Raw genomic sequence first — 21231 nt, 5'->3', positions numbered from 1 at the left:
TGATAGCACAATAAATCGGGAATTCATGGACATGAAAAAATGAACATGATAAAATTGAAGCTACAAAAGAAAATAGGGGGAACAAACCATGAAAATATCAGAAATATTAAAGAAAAAGGCAACCATTTCCTTTGAAGTTTTCCCGCCAAAGAATAAGGAGGGAGATATTTCTTCTATATATTATACAATTGAAGAATTATCAAAATTATCCCCGGATTTTATTAGTGTTACTTATGGAGCAGGAGGATCTACTAAAGGTAAAACAGTAGACATTGCATCTGCTATTAAGAAGGAATATGGAATAGAATCGGTTGCTCATTTAAGCTGTATTACATCGACCAAAGAAGATGTTCTGAAAGAATGTAATAGATTAAAAGAAGAAAATATTGATAATATACTGGCATTGAGAGGCGATTATCCGGCAGAAAGTACAGATTTTGATCCAAAGAAGCTGGAATTTCATTATGCCAGTGAATTAAATGAATTTATTCATGAGAATTTTCCAGGACAGTTTTGTCTGTCTGGTGCATGTTATCCGGAAACCCATCAGGAAGCCGATGGATTTAAAAGGGATCTGGAAGCATTGAAAAAGAAGGTAGATGCGGGAGCGGAATATCTGATTACACAGATTTTCTTTGACAATGATTATTATTACCGACTGGTGCGCGAAGCACGGAAAATTGGAATTAATGTCCCGATTCTAGCTGGGATCATGCCGATTACCAATGCAAAATCTTTGATTCGTACTACAAAAATGTGTGGATGTACGATCCCGTACCAGTTATCCACTATGATTGAAGCATATTACGATAATCCGGCAGCAATGCAGGAAATTGGAATTAATTATGCAGCCCAGCAGATTATTGATCTAATTACCAATGGGGTAGATGGTATTCATATTTATACTATGAATAAACCGGAAATTGCCAATCGAATTTTTGATAGTATTCCAACGGTTTTAAAGGAATTGAACCATGATTAAAGACACAGCATTAAAATATCTTGGATATGATAAGAAACAGATTCTTTCAGAAGAGATGGAACAGTTGATCGATTCCTGTATTCAGGAGGTAAAGGAAACTGCCCAGCCGGGAATTTTCTGTAGATTATTTACTCTTGGTCAGAATCCTCTTCGCATAGAAGAAACAGGAGATGAGATTCCGGGAGAACAAATGAAGGAACTGCTGGAGAACTGTGATCAATGTTTGCTGATCGGCTGTACCCTTGGAATTTCAATAGAACGAAAGATAAAGTATTATGCTAAAATTGATATGACAAAAGCAGCTATTATGGATGCTGTGTCCAGTGCGTACCTGGAGGATGTGTGTGATGAATATGAAGAAAAGCTTGGATATGTAAACCGGACTTATCGTGCATGTCCGGGATATGGTGATTTTCCTTTGAAGTTTAATCGAAGAATTGCGCAGCTTCTGGATATTCACAAAAATCTGGCGGTTACTATCACACCAGATAATCTTCTGATTCCTCAAAAATCCATGTTGGGACTGATTGGAATCGGGAATAAAAATCGAAAGAAGAAATGTGGAACATGCATTATGAGAGAAGATTGCTGTTTTAGAAAGCGAGGACAAAGATGTTACGAGAGCGGATCGGAAAAGATTTGTTGATATTTGATGGAGCTATGGGTACCCAGCTTCAGAATGCCGGGCTGGCAGCAGGAGCGATACCGGAAGAATTGAATGTGGAACGTCCAGAACTTCTGGTATCTATTCACAGAAAATATCTGGAGGCAGGAGCAGATTTTATTACGATAAATACGTTTGGATGTAATCGTCTGAAAATGGAACATGCAAAGTATGGAGTCAAAGAAATGCTTCTTGCTGCAGTTGAAAATGCAAAGGAAGCAAGGAAACAGGCAGGAAGAGAAGAAGATGCTTATATTGTATTGGATATAGGTCCAATAGGACAGCTGCTTGAGCCTATGGGAACACTGACATTTGATGAAGCCTATGATATTATTCTGGAACAGGTTGAAATCGTAAAAGACCAGGTTGATGTGGTACTTTTTGAAACTATGAGTGATTTATACGAGGTGAAAGCAGGGGTACTGGCGGTAAAAGAGCATACAGATCTGCCGGTGTTTGTTACTATGACCTTTGAGCAGAATAGGAGAACTTTGTCAGGAAATGACCCTGTAACCTTTGTCAATGTGGCAGAAGGACTGGGAGTGGATGCTTTAGGAGTGAACTGCTCTTTAGGCCCTGAAGAATTAAAACCAATCATCGATGAAATCCTGGATTGTGCTTCTGTACCGGTGATGCTCCAACCGAATGCAGGGCTTCCTTGTCTTGAACATGGTGAAACCCATTATCATGTAACGGCAGATGAATATGTAGAAGCCATGAAAGACTATATGGCAAGAGGAGCAGCTATTGTAGGTGGATGTTGTGGAACGACACCAGAGTTTATTGAAAAACTGGCACAGGCTGCGCAAAAGACAGTGGCAGACAGGATAGTGACAAAAAAAACCAGAGTATCCAGTCAGACAAAAACAGTGACATTTGGAGATAAAGTCATTGTCTGTGGAGAAAGACTGAATCCTACAGGAAAGAAAAAGATGAAAAAAGCTCTTCTGGAGGAAAGGTATGATGAACTGGTTGTAGAAGCAGTAAAGCAGGATGAAGCAGGAGCGGAAGTGCTGGATGTAAATGTTGGGCTTCCGGGAATCGATGAGCCGGAAACAATGAAACAGGTGATCCGGCTGCTTCAGGAAGTGATTACATTACCGTTGCAGATTGACAGCTCCAATCCGGAGGCAATTGAAAAAGCCTGTCGTTATTACAATGGTAAGCCACTGATCAATTCTGTCAATGGAAAAGACGAGGTTATGGAAGCAATCTTCCCTATAGTAAAGAAATATGGGGGAGTGGTTATTGGACTGACACTTGCGGAAGGAATTCCGCTTAAAGCAGAGGAACGATTTGAGATTGCACAGAAGATCATAAAAAAAGCAGAATCCTATGGAATAGGCAAAGAAGATATTATCATTGACTGTCTGACGCTAACGGCATCTGCACAGCAGAAAGAAGTAAAAGAAACATTAAAAGCCATGAAGATGGTAAAGGAACTGGGCGTACATACGGTTCTGGGTGTTTCCAACGTTTCCTTTGGATTACCAAATCGTCCGCTGTTAAACAGGACATTTTTAACTTTGGCCATGGAGGCCGGACTGGATCTTCCAATCATTAATCCGCTGGATCAGGAACTGATGAGCACCATTGATGCCTTTCATGTTTTATTTTATAAAGATATTGACAGCCAGCAGTATATCAAGAATCAATCCCAGGCAGAAACAAAAACCACGGTAGCACCGGCAAAAGCAGGATTTGATCTGAAAGAGATTATCATCCATGGACTCAAGGATGAGGTAGAAGCATCGGTTCGACAGAGCCTTGAGGACACACAACCGCTTGATTTGATCAACCAGGTGATTATCCCTGCGCTGGATGTTGTTGGAAAAGATTATGAAACAGGAAAAATATTTTTACCTCAGTTGATCCAGTCTGCAGAAACAACGAAAAAGGCTTTTGAAATCGTAAAAGAATCATTCTCGTCCAATGAAGGAGAAGAAAAGGGACCAATCATGATAGCTACTGTTGAAGGAGATATTCATGATATTGGAAAGAATATCGTGAAGGTAGTTCTGGAAAGCTATGGATATAAAGTGATCGATCTTGGAAAAGATGTGAAAATAGAAAAAGTGGTGGAAGCTTATCATAAATATCAGCCAAAAGCCATAGGATTAAGTGCACTGATGACAACAACAGTGGTTTCCATGGAAAAAACCATTCAGAAGTTAAAGGAAGATGGCTGTACTTGTCCAATCTGGGTAGGTGGAGCAGTCCTTACGGAAGATATTGCAAAGGATATAGGAGCAGATCATTATACAGAGGATGCTATGGCAGCAGTTAATCTTCTGGAGCAGATGATATCTTGATCTAAAATTTGGCAAATTGACGGAAATTTGCAGTTTAATATGTGTAAATTTGACAAAAACTGGGCAGAATGATAGAATAGAACAGAAACTATGCAGAATGATTTCCGATTCTGCATATGGAATGAGGTGAGAGAATGACACAGTTAGACCTGCAGAGAGTCCGTCAATCAATCAAGAATCAGGTTGGAAGCAGGATCAAAATCAGCGCAAACAGAGGAAGACATAAATTTGAAACTGCACAGGGAGTGATTACTGAGACATATCCGAATATCTTCCTTGTAGAACTTGAAGATGAATCTGGTAAAGATCAGAATAAAACAGTAACTTTCAGCTATCAGGACGTAATTACCAGGGACGTTCGAATGATGCTGCTGGAAAATTAAATTGAATGATGAAGGCATAGATTCCTTTCTGTCAGAATATATTTGTATATACAGACAGGGAGGAATTTTTTATGGATTTTAATAAAAAAGATTTTTACGGAATTGCAGCCAAAGAACGAAAACAGGTACAAATTACCATTGATCAGGATTGTAATGTCCCGGATACAAAACCTGATATTGAAAAGATAATACAGACCAAGGGAACTGTACTTATGCAGGAAACAGAGATGATGGTAGATAAAGTGAGAATGAAGGGTGAATTACATTTTCAGGGGCTGTATGGAACAAATGATCCAAGAACCTTTTTGGATTCTCTGGAGTATTCACTGCCTTTTGAAGAATATATACATATTGATGGGGTGCTTCCGGCAGATTATGTAAAAGTGAAATATTCCATCGATGATATTAATACAGTTCTGATTAATTCCAGAAAGCTAAGTATTCGTGTACTTCTTACATTTATCCTGCAGGTAAGTGAAGAAATCAAAGAAGAGGCTATTACGGATATCCTGGATGATGGTGTTTCAACTCTAAAAAAAGAAATTCAGGTAACGGATCTGATTGTTAATAAGAAAGATATAGCAAGACTAAAAGAAGAGTTGGTACTTCCAGCAAATAAAGCCAATATTTATCAGATGCTCTGGAGCCAGATTGATATGGAAAATCTTCAGGCTAAACTGGCGGATCATGTAATAGAAATTCAGGGAATTATGCATGTTTTTTTGCTATATATAGGTGAAGATGAGCAGATGCCTGTTCAGTATGCACGATGGGAAATTCCAGTGCATACTGAGCTGGAGTGTTATGAATGTGCACCTGGAATGGTGGGAAAAGTTGGAATGACCACGGGAAATCAGCAGATGGAAATACGACCGGATGTGGATGGAGAGGAACGGGTTATTGCCTTGGATGTAACACTGGACTGTGATATCAAAATATATGAAGATCAGACAATGACCTATGTGGATGATGGTTATAAAATGGATGCAAAACTGGTACCGGAATACCGTATGTTTGATTTCGAAACTTTGATCGGCAAAAATCAGGCGATTATGAAAGCGGCGAAGAAATTTCCTATACAACAGGAACCAGGGAAGCTTTTGCAGGTTTTATCAGTGAAAGGAAGCTGTAATATTGATGAGATTGAAATGACAGATCAGGGACTTAATGTTGAAGGTGTCTGGATTGCAGATGTATTATATCTATCTTCTGAAGATCAGACTCCGGTTATGAGTGATTCCTATATGGAGCCATTTACTTTTTTTGTAGAAGCAAGGGGGCTAAATGAAGGAGATGATTACCAGGTAGATGTCAGATTGGATCAGATGACTGGAATGCCAACAGAGGGAGATGAAATAGAAATAAAAGTTTCTATTGTGTTTGATTTTATTTCCTTTCGCAAAAAGCAGCAAAGAGTTATGATTCATGTAAACGAAGAACCGCTGGACTATGAAATGATTCAGCAGATTCCAGGAATTGTAGGATATATCGTAAAAGAAGACGACACGCTCTGGTCCATTGCAAAAACATTTTTTACGACCATTGAAAGTATAAGAGAACAAAATGATGGAATAGAAGAAGTAAATCCAGGAGATAAACTGCTCATTGTTAAGGAATTAGGGTGTAAATAAGGATTGCATTTTTTTTAGAACAATATTATAATAAATTGTATACAAATATATCAGTAGGATAAATACTGAGAGACAGGGAAAAGGAGCATAAATGGATCATATTGTTCTAAAATCATATGGAAAGATTAATTTGGGACTGGATGTTTTAGGAAAACGCCCAGACGGTTATCATGAGGTCAAGATGATTATGCAGACGGTTGGTCTTTATGATGTCTTGACAATGGAGAAAATGAAAGAAGATAAGATCGTTATGGACTGTAATCTTTCATTTCTTCCAACAGATGATAAAAATCTGGTGTATCGTGCAGTGGCATTGATGAAGGAAAAATATCATATTACAACGGGAGTGAAAATTCATTTAGAGAAGAAAATTCCTGTAGCGGCTGGTATGGCTGGAGGAAGTTCCAATTGCGCGGCGGCATTAAAAGGAATGAATCAGATGTTTAAGTTAGGACTTTCAACAGATGAGCTTTGTGAGTGCGGTGTAGCATTAGGAGCGGATGTCCCGTATTGCATCTGGGGAGGAACTGCATTAGCGGAAGGTATTGGTGAGAAGCTTTCACGGATAGCACCAATGCCGGATTGTTATATATTGGTTGCAAAGCCTGGTATCAGTGTGTCAACGGCATTTGTATACAAGAATTTAAAACTGGACAGTTTAGAAAAACATCCTGATATTGACGGGATGATAGAATGTTTGAAAAGTGATAACTTAAAAGGCATATGTGACAGATTGGAAAATGTTCTGGAAACAGTAACTATACCAGAGTATCCGGTGATTGCCCGGGTAAAAGAGCATCTGATGGAGCAGGGAGCCATGGGAGCGCTGATGAGTGGAAGCGGTCCGACGATTTTTGGAATTTTCTCTGATAAGAAAAAGGCAGATCAGGCATTAAAATCCCTGAGAAGCATCAAAGACATAAAGCAGGCTTATGTAGTTAGGCCAATACAATAAGAGAAGCAGGAGGAGTAACAATGAGTGATAAATTAAAAGTAAATATGAATGAATATCTTCCATTGCGTGATGTGGTGTTTAACACACTTCGTCAGGCAATTATTACAGGAGAGTTTGCACCGGGAGAAAGATTAATGGAAATCGCCCTGGCAAATCGACTTGGAGTAAGCCGTACACCAGTCAGAGAGGCAATTCGTAAGCTGGAGCTGGAAGGTCTTGTTGTAATGATTCCTAGAAAAGGTGCGGAAGTTGCAAGAATTACAGAGAAAGATTTAAGAGATGTTCTGGAGGTTCGCAGTTCACTGGAAGAATTAGCGGCAGAACTGGCAACAGAGAGGATGAATGATGAATCCAGAGCCAAAATTGAGAAGGCACTGACAGAATTTGAAAAAGCGATTGAATCAGGAGATAATGCTGCCATTGCAGATAGTGATATGGAATTCCACGATACCATTTTTGATTCCACAGGGAATGCAAGACTGATACAGATTTTAAACAATCTAAGGGAACAGATGTATCGTTATCGTCTGGAATATATCAAAGATACAGAATATCATGCAAGTCTTCTGAAAGAACATAAGGCAATGGCTAAAGCCATGTTCTCAGGGAAAAAAGAAGAGGCCAAAGAGATTATGAAGAATCATCTTTATAATCAGGAAATGACAGTAATTCGTAATATAAAAGAAGAAAACTAACATAATAAAAAGAAACGTCACAGGAGCCGTAGTGAGAAAAAAATTTCTCTGTGTTCCTGTGGCGTTTTTTATTTCATGGAAAGATTTTGCTACGATAAAGTGTAAAGGCCTTCCCATGAAACAAAAACGCTCCGCGCAGATGTGCAAAGGAAAGCAGTTAAAACTGCTGCACATCGGCACGCAAAGCGGAGCAAGTCCCTCATGATCGAGGGATACAGGGAGTTGATAGCGGACTTGTCCGCTTTGTTCTTACGTTAGAGCGTAAAATCTCTTCCTGAGAATAAAAAAACGGTTTTTCTCTCATAATAATCAAAAACAGAAAGGCCGATGGATATGGATGAGTTTCATGGACGAGATCATAAATTAAAAGGGAAGATTTCCCAGGATATTCAAAACAATATAAAGTATGTAGAAGCAGTGATGGCTGATTGCAATGATTTGATAAAAAAAGAGTTTCATATAGGAAGACGAAGGAATATACGAATTTATGTTGTTTATATGGATGGTCTGGTAAATACAGAAATGATTCAGGAATCAGTGATCAAACCTATGCTGATTGAACCTGTGCAGGAGAAAAGACAGGCTGTTGATCAATGGGTGATTGAAAGTGCGGATCGAAAATGGATTACAACTATGGAGGAAGCTTTCACAGCAATTCTTTCTGGAAATACAGTAGTATTTATTGATGGAGAGGGACAGGCAATTCTTATTTCCAGTAAAATGCCGCCGACACGGGGAGTTCAGACTGCGGATCAGGAAGTAGCTATGGTTGGTCCAAAGGACAGTTTTAATGAAAGTCTGAGAACCAATACAGCACTGGTGCGGCGTCGTATTCGTGACACTCGTTTGAAAGTAATCCAAAAACAGGTAGGTACCAGAAGTAAAACAGATTATGCAATAATGTATATAGATGATCTGGTAAAAAAAGATATATTAGAAGAAATTGAAGCACAGATAGAGGAGATGTGTGTGGATGGAGTGCTTGACAGCAGTATGCTTCAGCAGTTCTTAGAGAAGAATACAAAAACTCCTTTTCCAACATATCAGCTGACACAGCGTCCTGACAAAACTGCCAGTGGATTACTTGAAGGAAGAATCGCTGTTATTGTGGATAATTCTCCTGAGGCGTTGCTGCTTCCTGTTACTTTGAATGTTTTTTTTCAGGCCAGTGATGATTATTATAATCGATGGGAGACAGCAACATTTGCAAGAATACTTCGATATATTTCAGCTTTTTTAGCCGTAGGACTGCCTGGATTTTATGTGGCCCTTGCCAGTTATCATCCGGAAGTCCTGCCAACCCCTTTTTTACTGGCGTTGGTATCGGCCAGAGAAGGGGTTCCATTTCCGGTAGTTGTGGAAGTGCTGCTGATGGAGCTTTCTTTTGAACTTCTTCGGGAAGCAGGAATTCGTCTGCCGGGACAGCTTGGAGGGACTATAGGAATCGTTGGAGGACTGATTGTAGGACAGGCAGCAGTAGATGCCCATATTGTCAGTACAATTGTGGTTATTGTGGTTTCATTGACAGCCATTGCATCTTTTTCTATTCCCAATGAAATATTCACAGGAGCCTTTCGTCTGTTGAAGTTTATGCTCATCGCCTTTTGCACTTTTTGGGGACTTTATGGATTTTTTCTTGGATGCCTGGCAATTTTTATTCATTTGTTTCAAATGGAAAATTACGGAGTTCCTTACATGTATCCTACAACGGCAAAAGAGCACGGTGTATCCACGGCTTTTCAGGATTATGTAATCAGGGCACCTTTGAAAAGTATGAAATTACGGCCGGAGTTTACAAAAAATGATGCAAGAATCAGGCAAAAGGAGGAACGCCATGGAAAATAAGCATCAGGTAATTACAGAAAGGCAGGGGAACAGGATTTTTATACTGGAAACTTTTTCTGCTTCGGCATTATTTCTGCCACAGGTGGTTTTAGGGAAAAATGCGGAAAGTGGAATCCTTTCAGTAGCAGGAGCCTGCTTTCTGGCGGGAATATATTTTTTGATAACAGAAAAAATGACCAGGGGCATATCAATGGAGCAAATGTTAAAAGGACATCCCTTGGCGGCTGTTTTTTATTATATGCGTTTCTGGATAAATGGAGTCTTTTTTTATATTTATATCCTTTTTATGGTATCCCGTTACCTTCTTCCAGGCAGAAAGCCATGGTTTGCAGGAGTACTGTTGATGATTCTTGCATGGATGATTAACAGAAGTGGATTAAGAGGACGGGGAAGGGTTATGGAAGGAATTTTCTGGTTTGTGCTGCTTCCGGTTATCTTTGTTTTACTATTAAGTCTTACAGATTTATCGTTAGGGGAACTCAGTGTAACAACATTTTCATGGAATCACTTTGTTAATGGAATGATTGGGGCAGTAGCGTTGCTTCATCCAATGGAACTGGCGTGGTTTTACAGAGGAAATATAAATCAAGGAAATATGACAGTTTCATCTTTTTTAGGTTTGGGAATCCTTCTTATGGGAATTTTCTGTGCAGTGACAGGCTCACTGGGAAGAAAAATGATTTTGTATGATGAAAATCCGGTAATGTCCATGGCACAGGGAGCGGCAATGCCTGGAGGTTTAATGGCCCGTCTGGATATTTTTCTTATTGCTTTCTGGATCGTAGGAGTTTTCTGTGTTTTCAGCGGATATTTGTTTTATGGAAATGAGAGCATTAGGAATACTTTTCAAAACGGAGGGAAAATAGCAGCGTGGCTGTCCTATGGAGGAATATTGTTTATGACTGATTTCCTTTTTGATCTTTATCCGCTTTTTCAAAAGTATTTTTTGTGGTTCATCTATGGAAATCTGATTATTGGAATGATTTTTCCGCTGGTACTGTTTCTGAGTAGAAGAAGGAGAAAAAAGAATGAAATTTACAGCTAAATGTTTTCTGATTCTGCTTTTGCTGACAATATTTACCGGCTGCTGCGGATGCAAAAATCAGAAAGATATTGAAGACAGTAGTTATATCCTGGCTATGGGATTTGAAAAAAACGGTGATCAATACCTGGTACGATATTCTTATGCTGATTTTGATAATGAAAAAAGCAATTCAGGAACAAAGATACCGTCAAAATCCATAACCTTTCTGGCAGACTCTTTTGCTGATGCCAACAAAAAATGGGAAAAATATCAGATGAAAAATTTAAATTTTGGACATTTAAAGGTAATTATTTTTGGTAATGGAGTGAAAGATCCAAAGATTATAAAAGAATTGCTCAGGCATCCGCAAATTGCCAAATCTGTTTTTGTGCTAAAAACAGATAAAAGTATTTCTGATGTTTTTTCAAAAGAAAAAAATCTGAGCATTTCTTTTGGAGAATATGTGGCAAAATCTATTGAAAATTCTGAAGAAATTACTTTACCTAAAAATTATACCTTAGGACGGATAATGTATTGACTTTCTATTTGACCAATGATAATATTGAAATACTTCACATTATGTTGTGGAATGGATTTCGAATAAACACTATATATAGTATATCAGATGAGGGATGACTCCCGCCTCTGTAGGCGGTGAGCAACAATTATGTATCAGTGGCGGGTTTCAATCCCCCATCTGATATACGCTCCGCGAGGATGCGCAGGAATTCGGATTGGAAGTATGTCTGCTATGCAGACCCGAATTCCGCGCCAAGACTCGCGAGCGAGTCTTGAATATAGAAAAGATTATACGATATAGCCGAAAGGGGAGAAAGAGCTAAATGATCAAAGTAGTAAAGAAAGATGGTACAAGAGAGGATTTCAATGTGCAGAAGGTTGTGGTAGCAGTTAATAAATCTGCTTATCGTGCATTGGTGAAATTTTCTCAGAAAGAACTGGATTTTATTTGTGACTTTGTAACGAAAAAAGTACAGGAGATGCATAAAGATGAAGTTCATATTTCGGAGATGCATAATGTAGTAGAAGGAGCTCTGGAGCAGACGAATCCTCTGGTCGCTAAAAGCTATCGCGATTACAGAAATTATAAACAGGATTTTGTTCAGATGCTGGATGAAGTTTATAAAAAAAGTCAGTCTATTATGTATATTGGAGACAAAGAAAACAGTAATACAGACAGTGCACTGGTATCTACAAAGAGAAGTCTGATATTTAATGAATTAAATAAGGAGTTATATAAGAAATTCTTTTTAACTACAGAAGAAATACAGGCATGCAGAGATGGTTATATTTATATTCATGATATGTCTGCCCGCAGAGACACTATGAACTGCTGTCTGTTTGATGTGCAGGAAGTGTTAAAAGGCGGTTTTGAAATGGGAAATCTCTGGTATAACGAGCCAAAGACACTGGATGTAGCTTTTGACGTTATTGGAGATATTGTTTTAAGTGCTGCCAGTCAGCAGTATGGCGGATTTACTGTACCGAATATTGAGCTGATTCTGGAGCCTTATGCAGAGAAATCCTATAATAAAGCCATAAAGAGATATCTGGAACTGGGTCTGCTTGAAGATAAAGCTGAGGCGGAAGCATTAAAGGATGTAAAGAGAGAATTTGAGCAGGGATTTCAGGGACTGGAATATAAGTTTAACAGTGTTTCTTCCAGCAGAGGAGATTATCCGTTTATTACCATTACGGCAGGAACTGGAACCGGGCGATTTGCAAAGATGGCTACAATTTCCATGCTGGATGTAAGAAGACAAGGTCAGGGAAAGGAAGGACATAAAAAACCTGTTCTGTTTCCTAAAATTGTATTTTTATATGACAAGAACCTCCATGGACCAGGAGGAGAACTGGAAGATGTGTTTGAAGCAGGAATCCGTTGTTCCAGCAAGACTATGTATCCAGACTGGCTGAGCCTTACGGGAGAAGGGTATATTTCCAGCATGTATAAAAAGTACGGAAAGATTATCAGTCCCATGGGTTGTCGTGCATTTTTATCTCCGTGGTATGAGAGAGGCGGAATGGAGCCGGCAGATGAGGAAGATGTTCCGGTATTTGTAGGAAGATTTAATATAGGAGCAGTCAGCCTGCATCTTCCAATGATTTATGCCAAGGCAAAACAGGAAAGCAGAGATTTTCATGAAGTTTTAGATTATTATCTGAATCTGATTCGTCAGCTTCATATCAGAACCTATGAATATCTGGGAGAGATGAAGGCGTCCACCAATCCTTTGGCGTACTGCGAAGGTGGTTTCCTTGGGGGACATCTGGATCTTCATGACAAAATCAAACCATTGTTAAAATCTGCAACAGCATCTTTTGGAATTACGGCATTAAATGAGCTGCAGCAGCTTTATAACCATAAATCCCTGGTGGAAGACGGAAAGTTTGCACTGGAAACATTACAATATATTAATGAGCAGGTAGCCAGGTTTAAAAAGGAAGATGGTTATTTGTATGCTATTTATGGAACTCCGGCAGAAAATCTCTGTGGATTGCAGGTGAAACAGTTCCGTAAGAAATATGGAGTTATTGAAAATGTATCTGACAGAGAATATGTCAGCAATTCTTTCCATTGTCATGTGGCAGAAGATATTACTCCAATAGAAAAACAGGATCTTGAAGGAAGATTCTGGGAATTAAGCAACGGTGGAAAGATTCAATATGTAAAATATCCAATCGATTATAATGAAGAGGCAATCAAAACTCTGGTGCGTCGTGCAATGGATCTTGGATATTACGAAGGAGTTAATTTATCTCTGGCTTATTGTGATGACTGTGGACATGAAGAACTGGAAATGGATGTATGTCCAAAATGTGGAAGTCATAATCTCACCAAAATTGATCGAATGAACGGATATCTATCTTATTCCAGAGTAAAAGGAGATACGAGACTAAATGATGCCAAAATGGCAGAAATTTCAGAAAGGAAATCCATGTAATGCGTTACCATAATATAACCAAGGATGATATGCTCAACGGAGACGGTCTCCGGGTGGTTTTGTGGGTCTCTGGATGTACTCACAAATGTAAAAACTGTCATAATCCGGTCACCTGGGATATTAAAGGCGGACTCGAGTTTGATGAAGGGGCAAAAAAGGAATTATTTGAAGCACTGGATAAACCGTATGTTTCAGGTATTACATTAAGTGGTGGAGATCCTCTTCATCCGGCAAATTGCAGAGATATTACCATTCTTGTGGAAGAAATTAAAGAAAAATTTCCGGAAAAGACAATCTGGATGTATACAGGATTTTGCTGGGAAGAAATTTCTACACTGGAAGTAATTAAAAATATTGATGTGCTGATAGACGGACCATACATAGAGGAATTACGAGATCCAAAGATTCATTGGAGAGGAAGTAGTAACCAGCGGGTGATTGATGTAAAACAATCATTAAAAGAAGATCGGCTCATTCTTCACTGCCAGTAGAAATTTAAATCTTTAGATTTGTTTAGAAAGTGTTTATAATTTTTTATTTTTGTTACATTGTATTAGAAAGGAATTTTGATATACTTAAAACATAGTTTTTCATATATTTTAATCCTCTCTTTTCATTTGATAAAAAGAAATCCCGCCAGATGATGGCGGGATTTTTTATTACATAGGAAATTCCTTTGAATTTCCTATGTAATAAAAAATGCTCCGCAAAAGATGCGACCAGATGCATAAGGTGATAATTGCTTACGCAATAGCATCTGGCGCGCAAAGCGGAGCAAGTCCCTCATGAGTGAGGGATAGAGGGAGTTGAAGCAGACTTGTCCGCTTTGTTCTTAATTACATAGAAAAGACCTTGTTACATTGTATCCATCTGCTATAGACTTGATTGCCAGCTTTTGTTAGAATGATGAAACGGAGGTTCATAATGTTTGATATTCAGGAAGAATTAAAGAAGCTCCCGGCTAAGCCAGGAGTTTATTTAATGCATAATAAAAAAGATGAAATTATATATGTGGGAAAGGCAATTAAGCTTTGTAACCGTGTGCGTCAGTATTTTCAGGATAGTCGGAATCTGTCTGTAAAAATTCAGCATATGGTTCAGAATATATCCTGGTTTGAATATATAATTACAGATTCTGAACTGGAAGCGCTGGTACTGGAGAGTAATCTGATCAAGGAACATCGTCCTAAATATAATACCATGTTAAAGGATGATAAAAATTACCCGTATATTAAGGTGACTACCAATGAGGATTTTCCAAGGATTATGCTTGCAAGAAAGATGAAACCGGATCACTGCAGATATTTTGGACCATATACCAGTTCAGGTGCTGTAAATGATACAATAGAATTGCTTCGAAAGATTTTTAAGATACGGACATGTAATCGCAGGTTACCTAAAGATATAGGAAAGGATCGTCCGTGTCTGTACTATCAGATTAAGCAATGTAATGGTCCATGTCAGGGATATATTTCTAAAGAAGATTATGGAAAAAAGATTGAAGAGACATTAAATTTTCTAAATGGCAATTACAAGGAAGTTGCAAGGAATCTTCAGGAAAAGATGGAAAGAGCATCTAAGGAACTGGAATTTGAGCAGGCAATGGAATACAGAGATTTGCTGAGAAGCATACAAAAAATCATGGATCGTCAGAAAATCAATACTCAGGGATTTGAAGACAGAGATATGATTGCAATGGCAAAGGATGAAAAAGATGCAGTTGTAGCCATATTTTTTATTCGGCAGGGAAAACTTCTTGGAAGAGAGCATTTCCATATGGATTTAAATGAAGAAAACTCAGACGAAAAAATTCTAAGTGCTTTTATCAAACAGTTTTATGCGGGAACTCCATATCTTCCCGGAGAAATATTTTTGGAATATCCGGTGGAGGACATGGAGATTATAGAAAAATGGTTAAGTAAAAAAAGAGGCAGTAAGGTTCATCTGAAAGTTCCAGTTAAAGGGCAAAAGCATCGAATGGTGGAAATGGCGAAAGAAAATGCAGAGAACATTTTGAGAATGGATCGTGAAAAAATAAAGAGGGAAGAAAAAAGGACCATAGGTGCTGTCCATGAGATCGAACAACTTTTAGGGATAGAAGGATTAAAACGAATGGAAGCATTTGATATTTCCAATATCAGTGGTTTTCAGACAGTGGCATCCATGGTAGTTTTTGAAAACGGAAAGGCGCGAAAACGGGATTATCGGAAATTCCGATTAAAAACAATAGAAGGTCCTGATGATTATGCAAGTATGGAAGAAGTCCTGACCAGACGATTTCGCCATGGACAGAGAGAGCTGGATGAACTTTTACAGGAAGGGAAAGATCTGGAACTTGGAAGTTTCACAAAATTTCCAGACCTGCTTTTAATGGATGGTGGAAAAGGGCAGGTTAATATAGCGAATAAAGTACTGGAAAAACTTGATCTTCAGATACCGGTTTGTGGAATGGTAAAAGATGACAATCATAGAACGAGAGGATTGTATTATAATAATGAGGAAATCATATTTCCAAGGAATAGTGAGGCTTTTCTTCTGGTAACGAGAATTCAGGATGAAGCCCATCGTTTTGCTATTGAGTACCATCGCTCGTTAAGAGCAAAAGGACAGGTTCATTCCGTTTTGGATGATATAAAAGGTGTAGGACCAAAGAGAAGAAAAGCATTAATGAAATATTTTAAGGATATATCATCCATAAAAACTGCGGAAGAAGAGGAACTGCTTAAGGTTCCTGGTATGGATCGGAAAACGGCTAGAGAAATCTACCTGTTTTTCCATCAGGAGGATAGATAAACATGGATTATCTATCAATCCTTTTTTTAAGATAGAAAATATGATAAAATAACGTAATGAAAAGGTATAAAAGAAGGGAGCATCTATTATGAATCAGGAACATAAGATTTCAGTATATGATATGATGAAAGAACTGAATTTAAAAGAAGTTCTTCCTGAAATCAATACAAAAGAGATATACATCAGACAGGCAGAAATTAATCGTCCGGCATTGCAGCTGGCGGGATATTTTGAACATTTTGACAGTAATCGTTTACAGATTATCGGAAATGTAGAATATCTGTATCTTCAGGAGATTCAGAAAGATGATATGGTGGTTACATCTATTTTTGAAAAATTTTTCTCAGCAGGAATTCCATGTCTGGTATTTTGCAGTAATTTAGTTCCTTGTGACAGGATGATAGAAGTTGCCCAAAAATATAAAGTACCAATTTTGATTTCTCAGGATACAACTTCTGAATTTATGGCAGAAGTAATTCAATGGTTAAGTGTTGTGCTGGCACCGAGAATCTCAATTCATGGGGTTTTAGTGGATGTTTTTGGTGAAGGGATTCTTATTACAGGTGAAAGTGGAATTGGTAAAAGTGAAGCAGCTTTAGAGCTGATCAAACGTGGACACCGGCTGGTTTCTGATGATGTGGTGGAGATTAAGCGTGTCAGTAAAAAGACTCTCATAGGTTCTTCACCTGATATTACACGATTTTTTATTGAACTTCGTGGAATTGGTATTATTGATGTAAAAAATCTGTTTGGTGTAGAAAGTGTGAAGATGGAACAGGATATTGATCTGGTCATCCAGCTGGAAGACTGGAACAAAGATGCAGATTATGACCGACTGGGATTGGAAGAAAAATATGTGGAGTATCTTGGAAATAAAGTTGCAGCCCACACACTTCCGATTCGTCCGGGAAGAAATCTGGCAATTATCGTGGAAACTGCAGCAATTAATCACAGACAGAAGAAGATGGGATATAATGCTGCTGAAGAATTATATAAACGTGTAACTGGACAAATGGAGGTATAAACATGAAATATTTATATGGAATTGATGTTGGAGGAACTACGGTTAAACTGGGACTTTTTTCTGAAGATGGGAAACTGATGGAAAAATGGGAAATACCAACCAGAAAAGAAGAAAATGGGAAAAATATTTTAACAGATATTGCAGCTTCTGTTAAGGATAATATAGCCGCTCATAATATCAGTAAAGAAGATTTAGCAGGAGCAGGAGTGGGAGTTCCTGGTGCTGTTCTGGAATTTACAAAAGTAAATGAATGTGTAAATCTTGGATGGGGAAGTGTCAATGTAGGAAAGGAATTATCTGCTATGCTGGATTGCCCTGTAAAGGTAATCAATGATGCCAATGCAGCAGCATTAGGTGAATTATGGACAGGTGCAGCAGCTGATTATTCTAATGCTGTTATGGTAACTCTTGGAACAGGAGTTGGCGGCGGAATTATCGTGGATGGAAAGATTATTGACGGAAGCCGTGGATACGGTGGAGAAATTGGACATATGACGGTAGATCCTGCAGATGACAGAGTATGTAATTGTGGAAAGACAGGATGTCTTGAGTTATATGCTTCTGCAACAGGAATTGTATATGAAACAAAAAAGGCATTAAAAGAAACCAGTGAAGTCACAGCTTTAAAAGATATGGAAGATATTACAGCAAAAGACATTTTTGATCTGGCAAAAGAAGGAGATGCTTTTGCTATGGAGCAGGTAGATCATCTTGGACAGAAACTTGCATTGGCATTTGGAAATATTGCCCTGATGGTTGATCCTGAGGTCTTTGTAATCGGAGGCGGAGTATCAAGAGCCGGACAGATTTTACTGGATGCTATTAAAAAGTACTATTCTACATATACATTTGGTAAAGTACAGGATGGAAAATTTGTTATTGCTACACTGGGAAACGATGCTGGAATTTTTGGTGCGGCAAGCCTGGTGCTGTCATAAATAAAGAATGATATTATTAAAGAGAGAAAAGAAATCATTGGAGGAATCATGAATAAGGTGATCAATCAGTTAAAAGAAGTGATTTCAGAAGAAAAAATTCTTTTGAATGAGCCTATGAAAAATCATACAACATTTCGTATTGGAGGACCTGCTGATATTTTTATTGTTCCAGATACGATAGAAGAAATTAAAACTGTTTGTGAAGCAGCAAAAAAACAGGGAGTTCCGGTTTTTGTCCTTGGAAATGGAAGTAACCTTCTGGTGGCAGATGAGGGTATGGATGGAATTGTTCTTCAGATATATAAGAATTTTAGCGGCATTACAGTAAATGGAAATGAGATTACAATTAAGGCAGGAACGCTTCTTAGTACTGCAGCCAAGGTAGCTCTCTCAGAAGAACTGACTGGTTTTGAATTTGCAGGCGGCATTCCGGGAACTTTTGGTGGTGCAGTAGTGATGAATGCTGGTGCTTACGGAGGAGAAATAGTACAGGTCCTAAAAGAGGTGACTGTACTTACAAAAGAAGGCGATGTTAAAACAATACCGGCACAGGAACTGGAACTTGGATACCGCACAAGTAATATTTTGAAAAATGAATATATTGTTCTAGAGGGAACCATTGTCTTGAAGAAAGGAAATCCAGAGGAAATTCAGGCTAAAATGGATGAATATTCCCTTGCAAGACGTACAAAACAACCATTGGAATATCCAAGTGCAGGAAGTACCTTTAAACGTCCTGAAGGCTATTTCGCAGGGAAACTTATTCAGGATGCAGGTCTTAGAGGTTATCAGGTAGGTGGTGCAAGAGTTTCAGACAAACACTGTGGTTTTGTGATCAATCAGGAAAATGCAACTGCAGCAGATGTTATGCAGCTGATTGCAGATGTACAAAAGAAAGTAAAAGAACAGTTCGGTGTTAATATGGAGCCGGAAGTGAAAAGAGTTGGACGTTTCTAAAGAGGAAGAGCAAATGAGATTTGTAATTGTAACAGGAATGTCAGGAGCAGGAAAGAGTAGTGCATTGAAAACATTGGAAGATATAGGATATTTTTGTGTAGATAATCTTCCAGTAGCTCTGTTGGATAAATTTGCAAAACTGACATTGGATAAAACAGCAAAAATACACAATGTTGCCCTGGGAATCGATGTTCGAAATGGTGAGGGAATTGGAGAATTGGAGACAATGCTTGATAAGATCAGGAATCTTGGCATTTCTCCAGAGATTCTTTATTTGAATGCAAGTAATCGCATTTTATTAAAGAGATACAAAGAAACAAGGAGAAATCATCCTTTATCACGAGATGGAAGGGTGGAAGATGGAATCGAAAAAGAACGGGAAGCAATGAAATTCCTTATGAAGCAGGCTACTTATGTGATTGATACCAGTCACCTTCTGATCCGTGAACTGAAAGAGGAAATCGATCATATTTATGTGGATGGAGAAACAAACGAAAGATTTCAGATTGCTGTTGTATCTTTTGGATTTAAATATGGAATTCCTGCAGATGTGGATCTTGTGTTTGATGTAAGATTCCTGCCAAATCCATATTATGATCTGAAACTGCGTCCATTGACGGGAAATGATAAACCGATTCAGGATTTTGTTATGAAATATGATGAAGCGGTTCAGTTTCTGGAGAAACTGGATGACATGATGGAATTTCTGATTCCAAATTATATAAAAGAAGGAAAATATAATCTGGTCATAGGAATCGGATGTACAGGTGGAAAGCATCGTTCGGTAACAATTACCAATGCGCTGGCAGAAAAACTATCACATCTGCCATATTTTGTTAAGGTGGAGCATAGAGATATAATGAGGTAGGAAATGTCGTTTTCAAGTAACGTGAAAGAAGAATTATCTAGAAATGAAACAAGTGCCAGACATTGTAAAATAGCGGAACTGGCTGCTTTTGTGCGGTTCTGTGGAGAGGTGACAGAGAAAGAAGGAAACTATCATATTCAGATTCATACAGAAACAGTATCTGTAGCCAAACGTTTTTATACTCTTCTAAAAGATGTATTTGATATCCATGCAAAAATACATGTAAGCCGCAATGATTTTCTCAAAAGAAGTCGAAATTATACAGTAAGTGTTGACAATCATCCTGATTCTGTTTTAATATTGAAGGCGGTAAAACTTATGGAAGCTGGTGAATCAGGAATGGTTCTGCAGAATACATGCTGTAAAAGGGCATACATTCGTGGAGCATTTCAAGCAGCAGGATCCATGAGTGATCCAGAAAAAAACTATCATTTTGAAGTTGTTTCGACTGATGAAGAAATTGCAGAACAGCTGCGAGACGTGTTGAATTTTTTTGAATTGGATGCTAAAATTGTCTTGCGGAAAAAATATTATGTTGTATACATCAAAGAAGGTGCCAAAATTGTTGATGTACTTAATATTATGGAGGCACATATTGCATTGATGGAGCTTGAGAATGTAAGAATTCTCAAAGAAATGCGTAATACAGTAAATCGCCGTGTGAATTGTGAGACGGCAAACATTAATAAGACAGTTTCTGCTGCTGTTAAGCAGGTTGAAGATATTGAATATATCATGCAGCACAAAGGTCTTCATCATTTGAATCAGGGTTTACAAGATATTGCTTATTTGCGTTTAGAGAATCCGGAAGCTACCTTAAAGGAGCTTGGGGACATGCTAAATCCTCCGGTTGGAAAATCCGGAGTCAATCATCGTTTAAAGAAAATAAGTAAGATGGCAGAAGAGATGAGATTAGGAGGAAAAGGATGATTTCTAAAAAGGTTAAAGTGCAGGCAGAATTAAAGGAAGAAGACAGGCCGATTGCATTTCTTGTACAGATGGCAAGCCAGTTTGAAAGTAAGATTTTATTTGAAGCTGGAAATAAGCAGGTTAATGTAAAAAGTATCATGGGAATGATGAGTCTGGGACTGTATCAGATTGATGATCTAACAGTTGTTGCAGATGGAACTGACGAAGAAGAGGCAGTAGCCCAGATTGAAAATTATTTAACAAAAGGAGCATAGATTTCAGTCTATT

The 21231-nt window shown here is 38.3% G+C and carries 19 protein-coding genes; all 19 read left to right on the top strand.

What is annotated here, in order from left to right; translation table 11 throughout:
• The first annotated feature begins 88 nt into the window (after positions 1 to 88).
• The 19 genes from metF to BHF70_RS06645 all read left to right on the top strand — a co-directional run bounded on the left by metF (position 89) and on the right by BHF70_RS06645 (position 21218).
• Positions 89 to 982: a methylenetetrahydrofolate reductase [NAD(P)H] gene (gene metF, locus BHF70_RS06735; RefSeq protein WP_075759526.1), complete on the top strand. Its 894-nt coding sequence runs from the start codon at positions 89 to 91 to the stop codon at positions 980 to 982.
• Positions 975 to 1628, top strand: coding sequence for a Vitamin B12 dependent methionine synthase, activation domain protein (locus tag BHF70_RS06730; RefSeq protein ID WP_075759525.1), 654 nt, complete (start codon positions 975 to 977; stop codon positions 1626 to 1628). The genes metF and BHF70_RS06730 overlap by 8 nt, the downstream gene beginning before the upstream one ends.
• The gene (locus BHF70_RS06725; protein WP_075759524.1) at positions 1595 to 3958 is read left to right on the top strand and encodes a homocysteine S-methyltransferase family protein; all 2364 of its coding nucleotides are present in this window, start codon (positions 1595 to 1597) and stop codon (positions 3956 to 3958) included. The genes BHF70_RS06730 and BHF70_RS06725 overlap by 34 nt, the downstream gene beginning before the upstream one ends.
• Before the next feature lie 134 nt (positions 3959 to 4092).
• Positions 4093 to 4341: a Veg family protein gene (locus tag BHF70_RS06720; protein ID WP_075759523.1), complete on the top strand. Its 249-nt coding sequence runs from the start codon at positions 4093 to 4095 to the stop codon at positions 4339 to 4341.
• A gap of 71 nt (positions 4342 to 4412) precedes the next feature.
• Complete coding sequence (locus BHF70_RS06715; RefSeq protein WP_075759522.1) at positions 4413 to 5972, top strand: DUF3794 and LysM peptidoglycan-binding domain-containing protein; 1560 nt, start codon at positions 4413 to 4415, stop codon at positions 5970 to 5972.
• Positions 5973 to 6063: 91 nt separating this feature from the next.
• On the top strand, positions 6064 to 6927 hold the full coding sequence (ispE, locus tag BHF70_RS06710) for a 4-(cytidine 5'-diphospho)-2-C-methyl-D-erythritol kinase (protein WP_075759521.1): 864 nt from the start codon (positions 6064 to 6066) through the stop codon (positions 6925 to 6927).
• A gap of 20 nt (positions 6928 to 6947) precedes the next feature.
• Positions 6948 to 7622, top strand: a complete 675-nt coding sequence (locus BHF70_RS06705; protein WP_075759520.1) for a GntR family transcriptional regulator — start codon at positions 6948 to 6950, stop codon at positions 7620 to 7622.
• A 333-nt stretch (positions 7623 to 7955) separates the two neighbouring features.
• The gene (locus BHF70_RS06700; protein ID WP_075760546.1) at positions 7956 to 9467 is read left to right on the top strand and encodes a spore germination protein; all 1512 of its coding nucleotides are present in this window, start codon (positions 7956 to 7958) and stop codon (positions 9465 to 9467) included.
• On the top strand, positions 9457 to 10512 hold the full coding sequence (locus BHF70_RS06695) for a GerAB/ArcD/ProY family transporter (protein ID WP_075759519.1): 1056 nt from the start codon (positions 9457 to 9459) through the stop codon (positions 10510 to 10512). Before BHF70_RS06700 ends, BHF70_RS06695 begins: the two co-directional genes overlap by 11 nt.
• The gene (locus BHF70_RS06690) at positions 10496 to 11029 is read left to right on the top strand and encodes a Ger(x)C family spore germination protein (RefSeq protein ID WP_075759518.1); all 534 of its coding nucleotides are present in this window, start codon (positions 10496 to 10498) and stop codon (positions 11027 to 11029) included. The genes BHF70_RS06695 and BHF70_RS06690 overlap by 17 nt, the downstream gene beginning before the upstream one ends.
• Positions 11030 to 11333: 304 nt before the next feature.
• The gene (gene nrdD, locus BHF70_RS06685; RefSeq protein WP_075759517.1) at positions 11334 to 13454 is read left to right on the top strand and encodes an anaerobic ribonucleoside-triphosphate reductase; all 2121 of its coding nucleotides are present in this window, start codon (positions 11334 to 11336) and stop codon (positions 13452 to 13454) included.
• Entirely contained in the window at positions 13454 to 13945 is a 492-nt protein-coding gene (gene nrdG, locus BHF70_RS06680; protein WP_075759516.1) for an anaerobic ribonucleoside-triphosphate reductase activating protein, read from the top strand. The genes nrdD and nrdG overlap by 1 nt, the downstream gene beginning before the upstream one ends.
• 433 nt (positions 13946 to 14378) lie before the next feature.
• Positions 14379 to 16247, top strand: coding sequence for an excinuclease ABC subunit UvrC (gene uvrC / locus BHF70_RS06675; RefSeq protein WP_075759515.1), 1869 nt, complete (start codon positions 14379 to 14381; stop codon positions 16245 to 16247).
• Positions 16248 to 16335: 88 nt separating this feature from the next.
• Complete coding sequence (gene hprK, locus BHF70_RS06670) at positions 16336 to 17271, top strand: HPr(Ser) kinase/phosphatase (protein ID WP_075759514.1); 936 nt, start codon at positions 16336 to 16338, stop codon at positions 17269 to 17271.
• Positions 17272 to 17273: 2 nt separating this feature from the next.
• Positions 17274 to 18209, top strand: a complete 936-nt coding sequence (locus tag BHF70_RS06665) for an ROK family glucokinase (protein WP_075759513.1) — start codon at positions 17274 to 17276, stop codon at positions 18207 to 18209.
• A 48-nt stretch (positions 18210 to 18257) separates the two neighbouring features.
• Positions 18258 to 19166, top strand: coding sequence for a UDP-N-acetylmuramate dehydrogenase (murB, locus tag BHF70_RS06660; protein ID WP_075759512.1), 909 nt, complete (start codon positions 18258 to 18260; stop codon positions 19164 to 19166).
• Positions 19167 to 19179: 13 nt separating this feature from the next.
• On the top strand, positions 19180 to 20034 hold the full coding sequence (rapZ, locus tag BHF70_RS06655; protein ID WP_075759511.1) for an RNase adapter RapZ: 855 nt from the start codon (positions 19180 to 19182) through the stop codon (positions 20032 to 20034).
• 3 nt (positions 20035 to 20037) lie between these two features.
• The gene (gene whiA / locus BHF70_RS06650) at positions 20038 to 20964 is read left to right on the top strand and encodes a DNA-binding protein WhiA (protein ID WP_075759510.1); all 927 of its coding nucleotides are present in this window, start codon (positions 20038 to 20040) and stop codon (positions 20962 to 20964) included.
• Positions 20961 to 21218 carry an HPr family phosphocarrier protein gene (locus tag BHF70_RS06645; RefSeq protein ID WP_075759509.1) on the top strand — a complete coding sequence of 86 codons (258 nt, stop codon included), beginning with the start codon at positions 20961 to 20963 and terminating at the stop codon, positions 21216 to 21218. The genes whiA and BHF70_RS06645 overlap by 4 nt, the downstream gene beginning before the upstream one ends.
• The last annotated feature ends 13 nt before the right edge of the window (positions 21219 to 21231 follow it).

It is taken from the genome of Anaerostipes sp. 494a, assembly GCF_001940315.1.
Taxonomy (GTDB): Bacteria; Bacillota; Clostridia; order Lachnospirales; family Lachnospiraceae; genus Anaerostipes; species Anaerostipes faecalis.
This window is presented reverse-complemented; position numbering and strand designations above follow the sequence as displayed.

Excerpts from the sequence above, each read along its gene's own strand:
- metF (WP_075759526.1), top strand. The coding sequence starts at position 89 with ATGAAAATATCAGAAATATTAAAGAAAAAGGCAACCATTTCCTTTGAA.
- BHF70_RS06730 (WP_075759525.1), top strand. The coding sequence starts at position 975 with ATGATTAAAGACACAGCATTAAAATATCTTGGATATGATAAGAAACAG.
- BHF70_RS06725 (WP_075759524.1), top strand. The coding sequence starts at position 1,595 with ATGTTACGAGAGCGGATCGGAAAAGATTTGTTGATATTTGATGGAGCT.
- BHF70_RS06720 (WP_075759523.1), top strand. The coding sequence starts at position 4,093 with ATGACACAGTTAGACCTGCAGAGAGTCCGTCAATCAATCAAGAATCAG.
- BHF70_RS06715 (WP_075759522.1), top strand. The coding sequence starts at position 4,413 with ATGGATTTTAATAAAAAAGATTTTTACGGAATTGCAGCCAAAGAACGA.
- ispE (WP_075759521.1), top strand. The coding sequence starts at position 6,064 with ATGGATCATATTGTTCTAAAATCATATGGAAAGATTAATTTGGGACTG.
- BHF70_RS06705 (WP_075759520.1), top strand. The coding sequence starts at position 6,948 with ATGAGTGATAAATTAAAAGTAAATATGAATGAATATCTTCCATTGCGT.
- BHF70_RS06700 (WP_075760546.1), top strand. The coding sequence starts at position 7,956 with ATGGATGAGTTTCATGGACGAGATCATAAATTAAAAGGGAAGATTTCC.
- BHF70_RS06695 (WP_075759519.1), top strand. The coding sequence starts at position 9,457 with ATGGAAAATAAGCATCAGGTAATTACAGAAAGGCAGGGGAACAGGATT.
- BHF70_RS06690 (WP_075759518.1), top strand. The coding sequence starts at position 10,496 with ATGAAATTTACAGCTAAATGTTTTCTGATTCTGCTTTTGCTGACAATA.
- nrdD (WP_075759517.1), top strand. The coding sequence starts at position 11,334 with ATGATCAAAGTAGTAAAGAAAGATGGTACAAGAGAGGATTTCAATGTG.
- nrdG (WP_075759516.1), top strand. The coding sequence starts at position 13,454 with ATGCGTTACCATAATATAACCAAGGATGATATGCTCAACGGAGACGGT.
- uvrC (WP_075759515.1), top strand. The coding sequence starts at position 14,379 with ATGTTTGATATTCAGGAAGAATTAAAGAAGCTCCCGGCTAAGCCAGGA.
- hprK (WP_075759514.1), top strand. The coding sequence starts at position 16,336 with ATGAATCAGGAACATAAGATTTCAGTATATGATATGATGAAAGAACTG.
- BHF70_RS06665 (WP_075759513.1), top strand. The coding sequence starts at position 17,274 with ATGAAATATTTATATGGAATTGATGTTGGAGGAACTACGGTTAAACTG.
- murB (WP_075759512.1), top strand. The coding sequence starts at position 18,258 with ATGAATAAGGTGATCAATCAGTTAAAAGAAGTGATTTCAGAAGAAAAA.
- rapZ (WP_075759511.1), top strand. The coding sequence starts at position 19,180 with ATGAGATTTGTAATTGTAACAGGAATGTCAGGAGCAGGAAAGAGTAGT.
- whiA (WP_075759510.1), top strand. The coding sequence starts at position 20,038 with ATGTCGTTTTCAAGTAACGTGAAAGAAGAATTATCTAGAAATGAAACA.
- BHF70_RS06645 (WP_075759509.1), top strand. The coding sequence starts at position 20,961 with ATGATTTCTAAAAAGGTTAAAGTGCAGGCAGAATTAAAGGAAGAAGAC.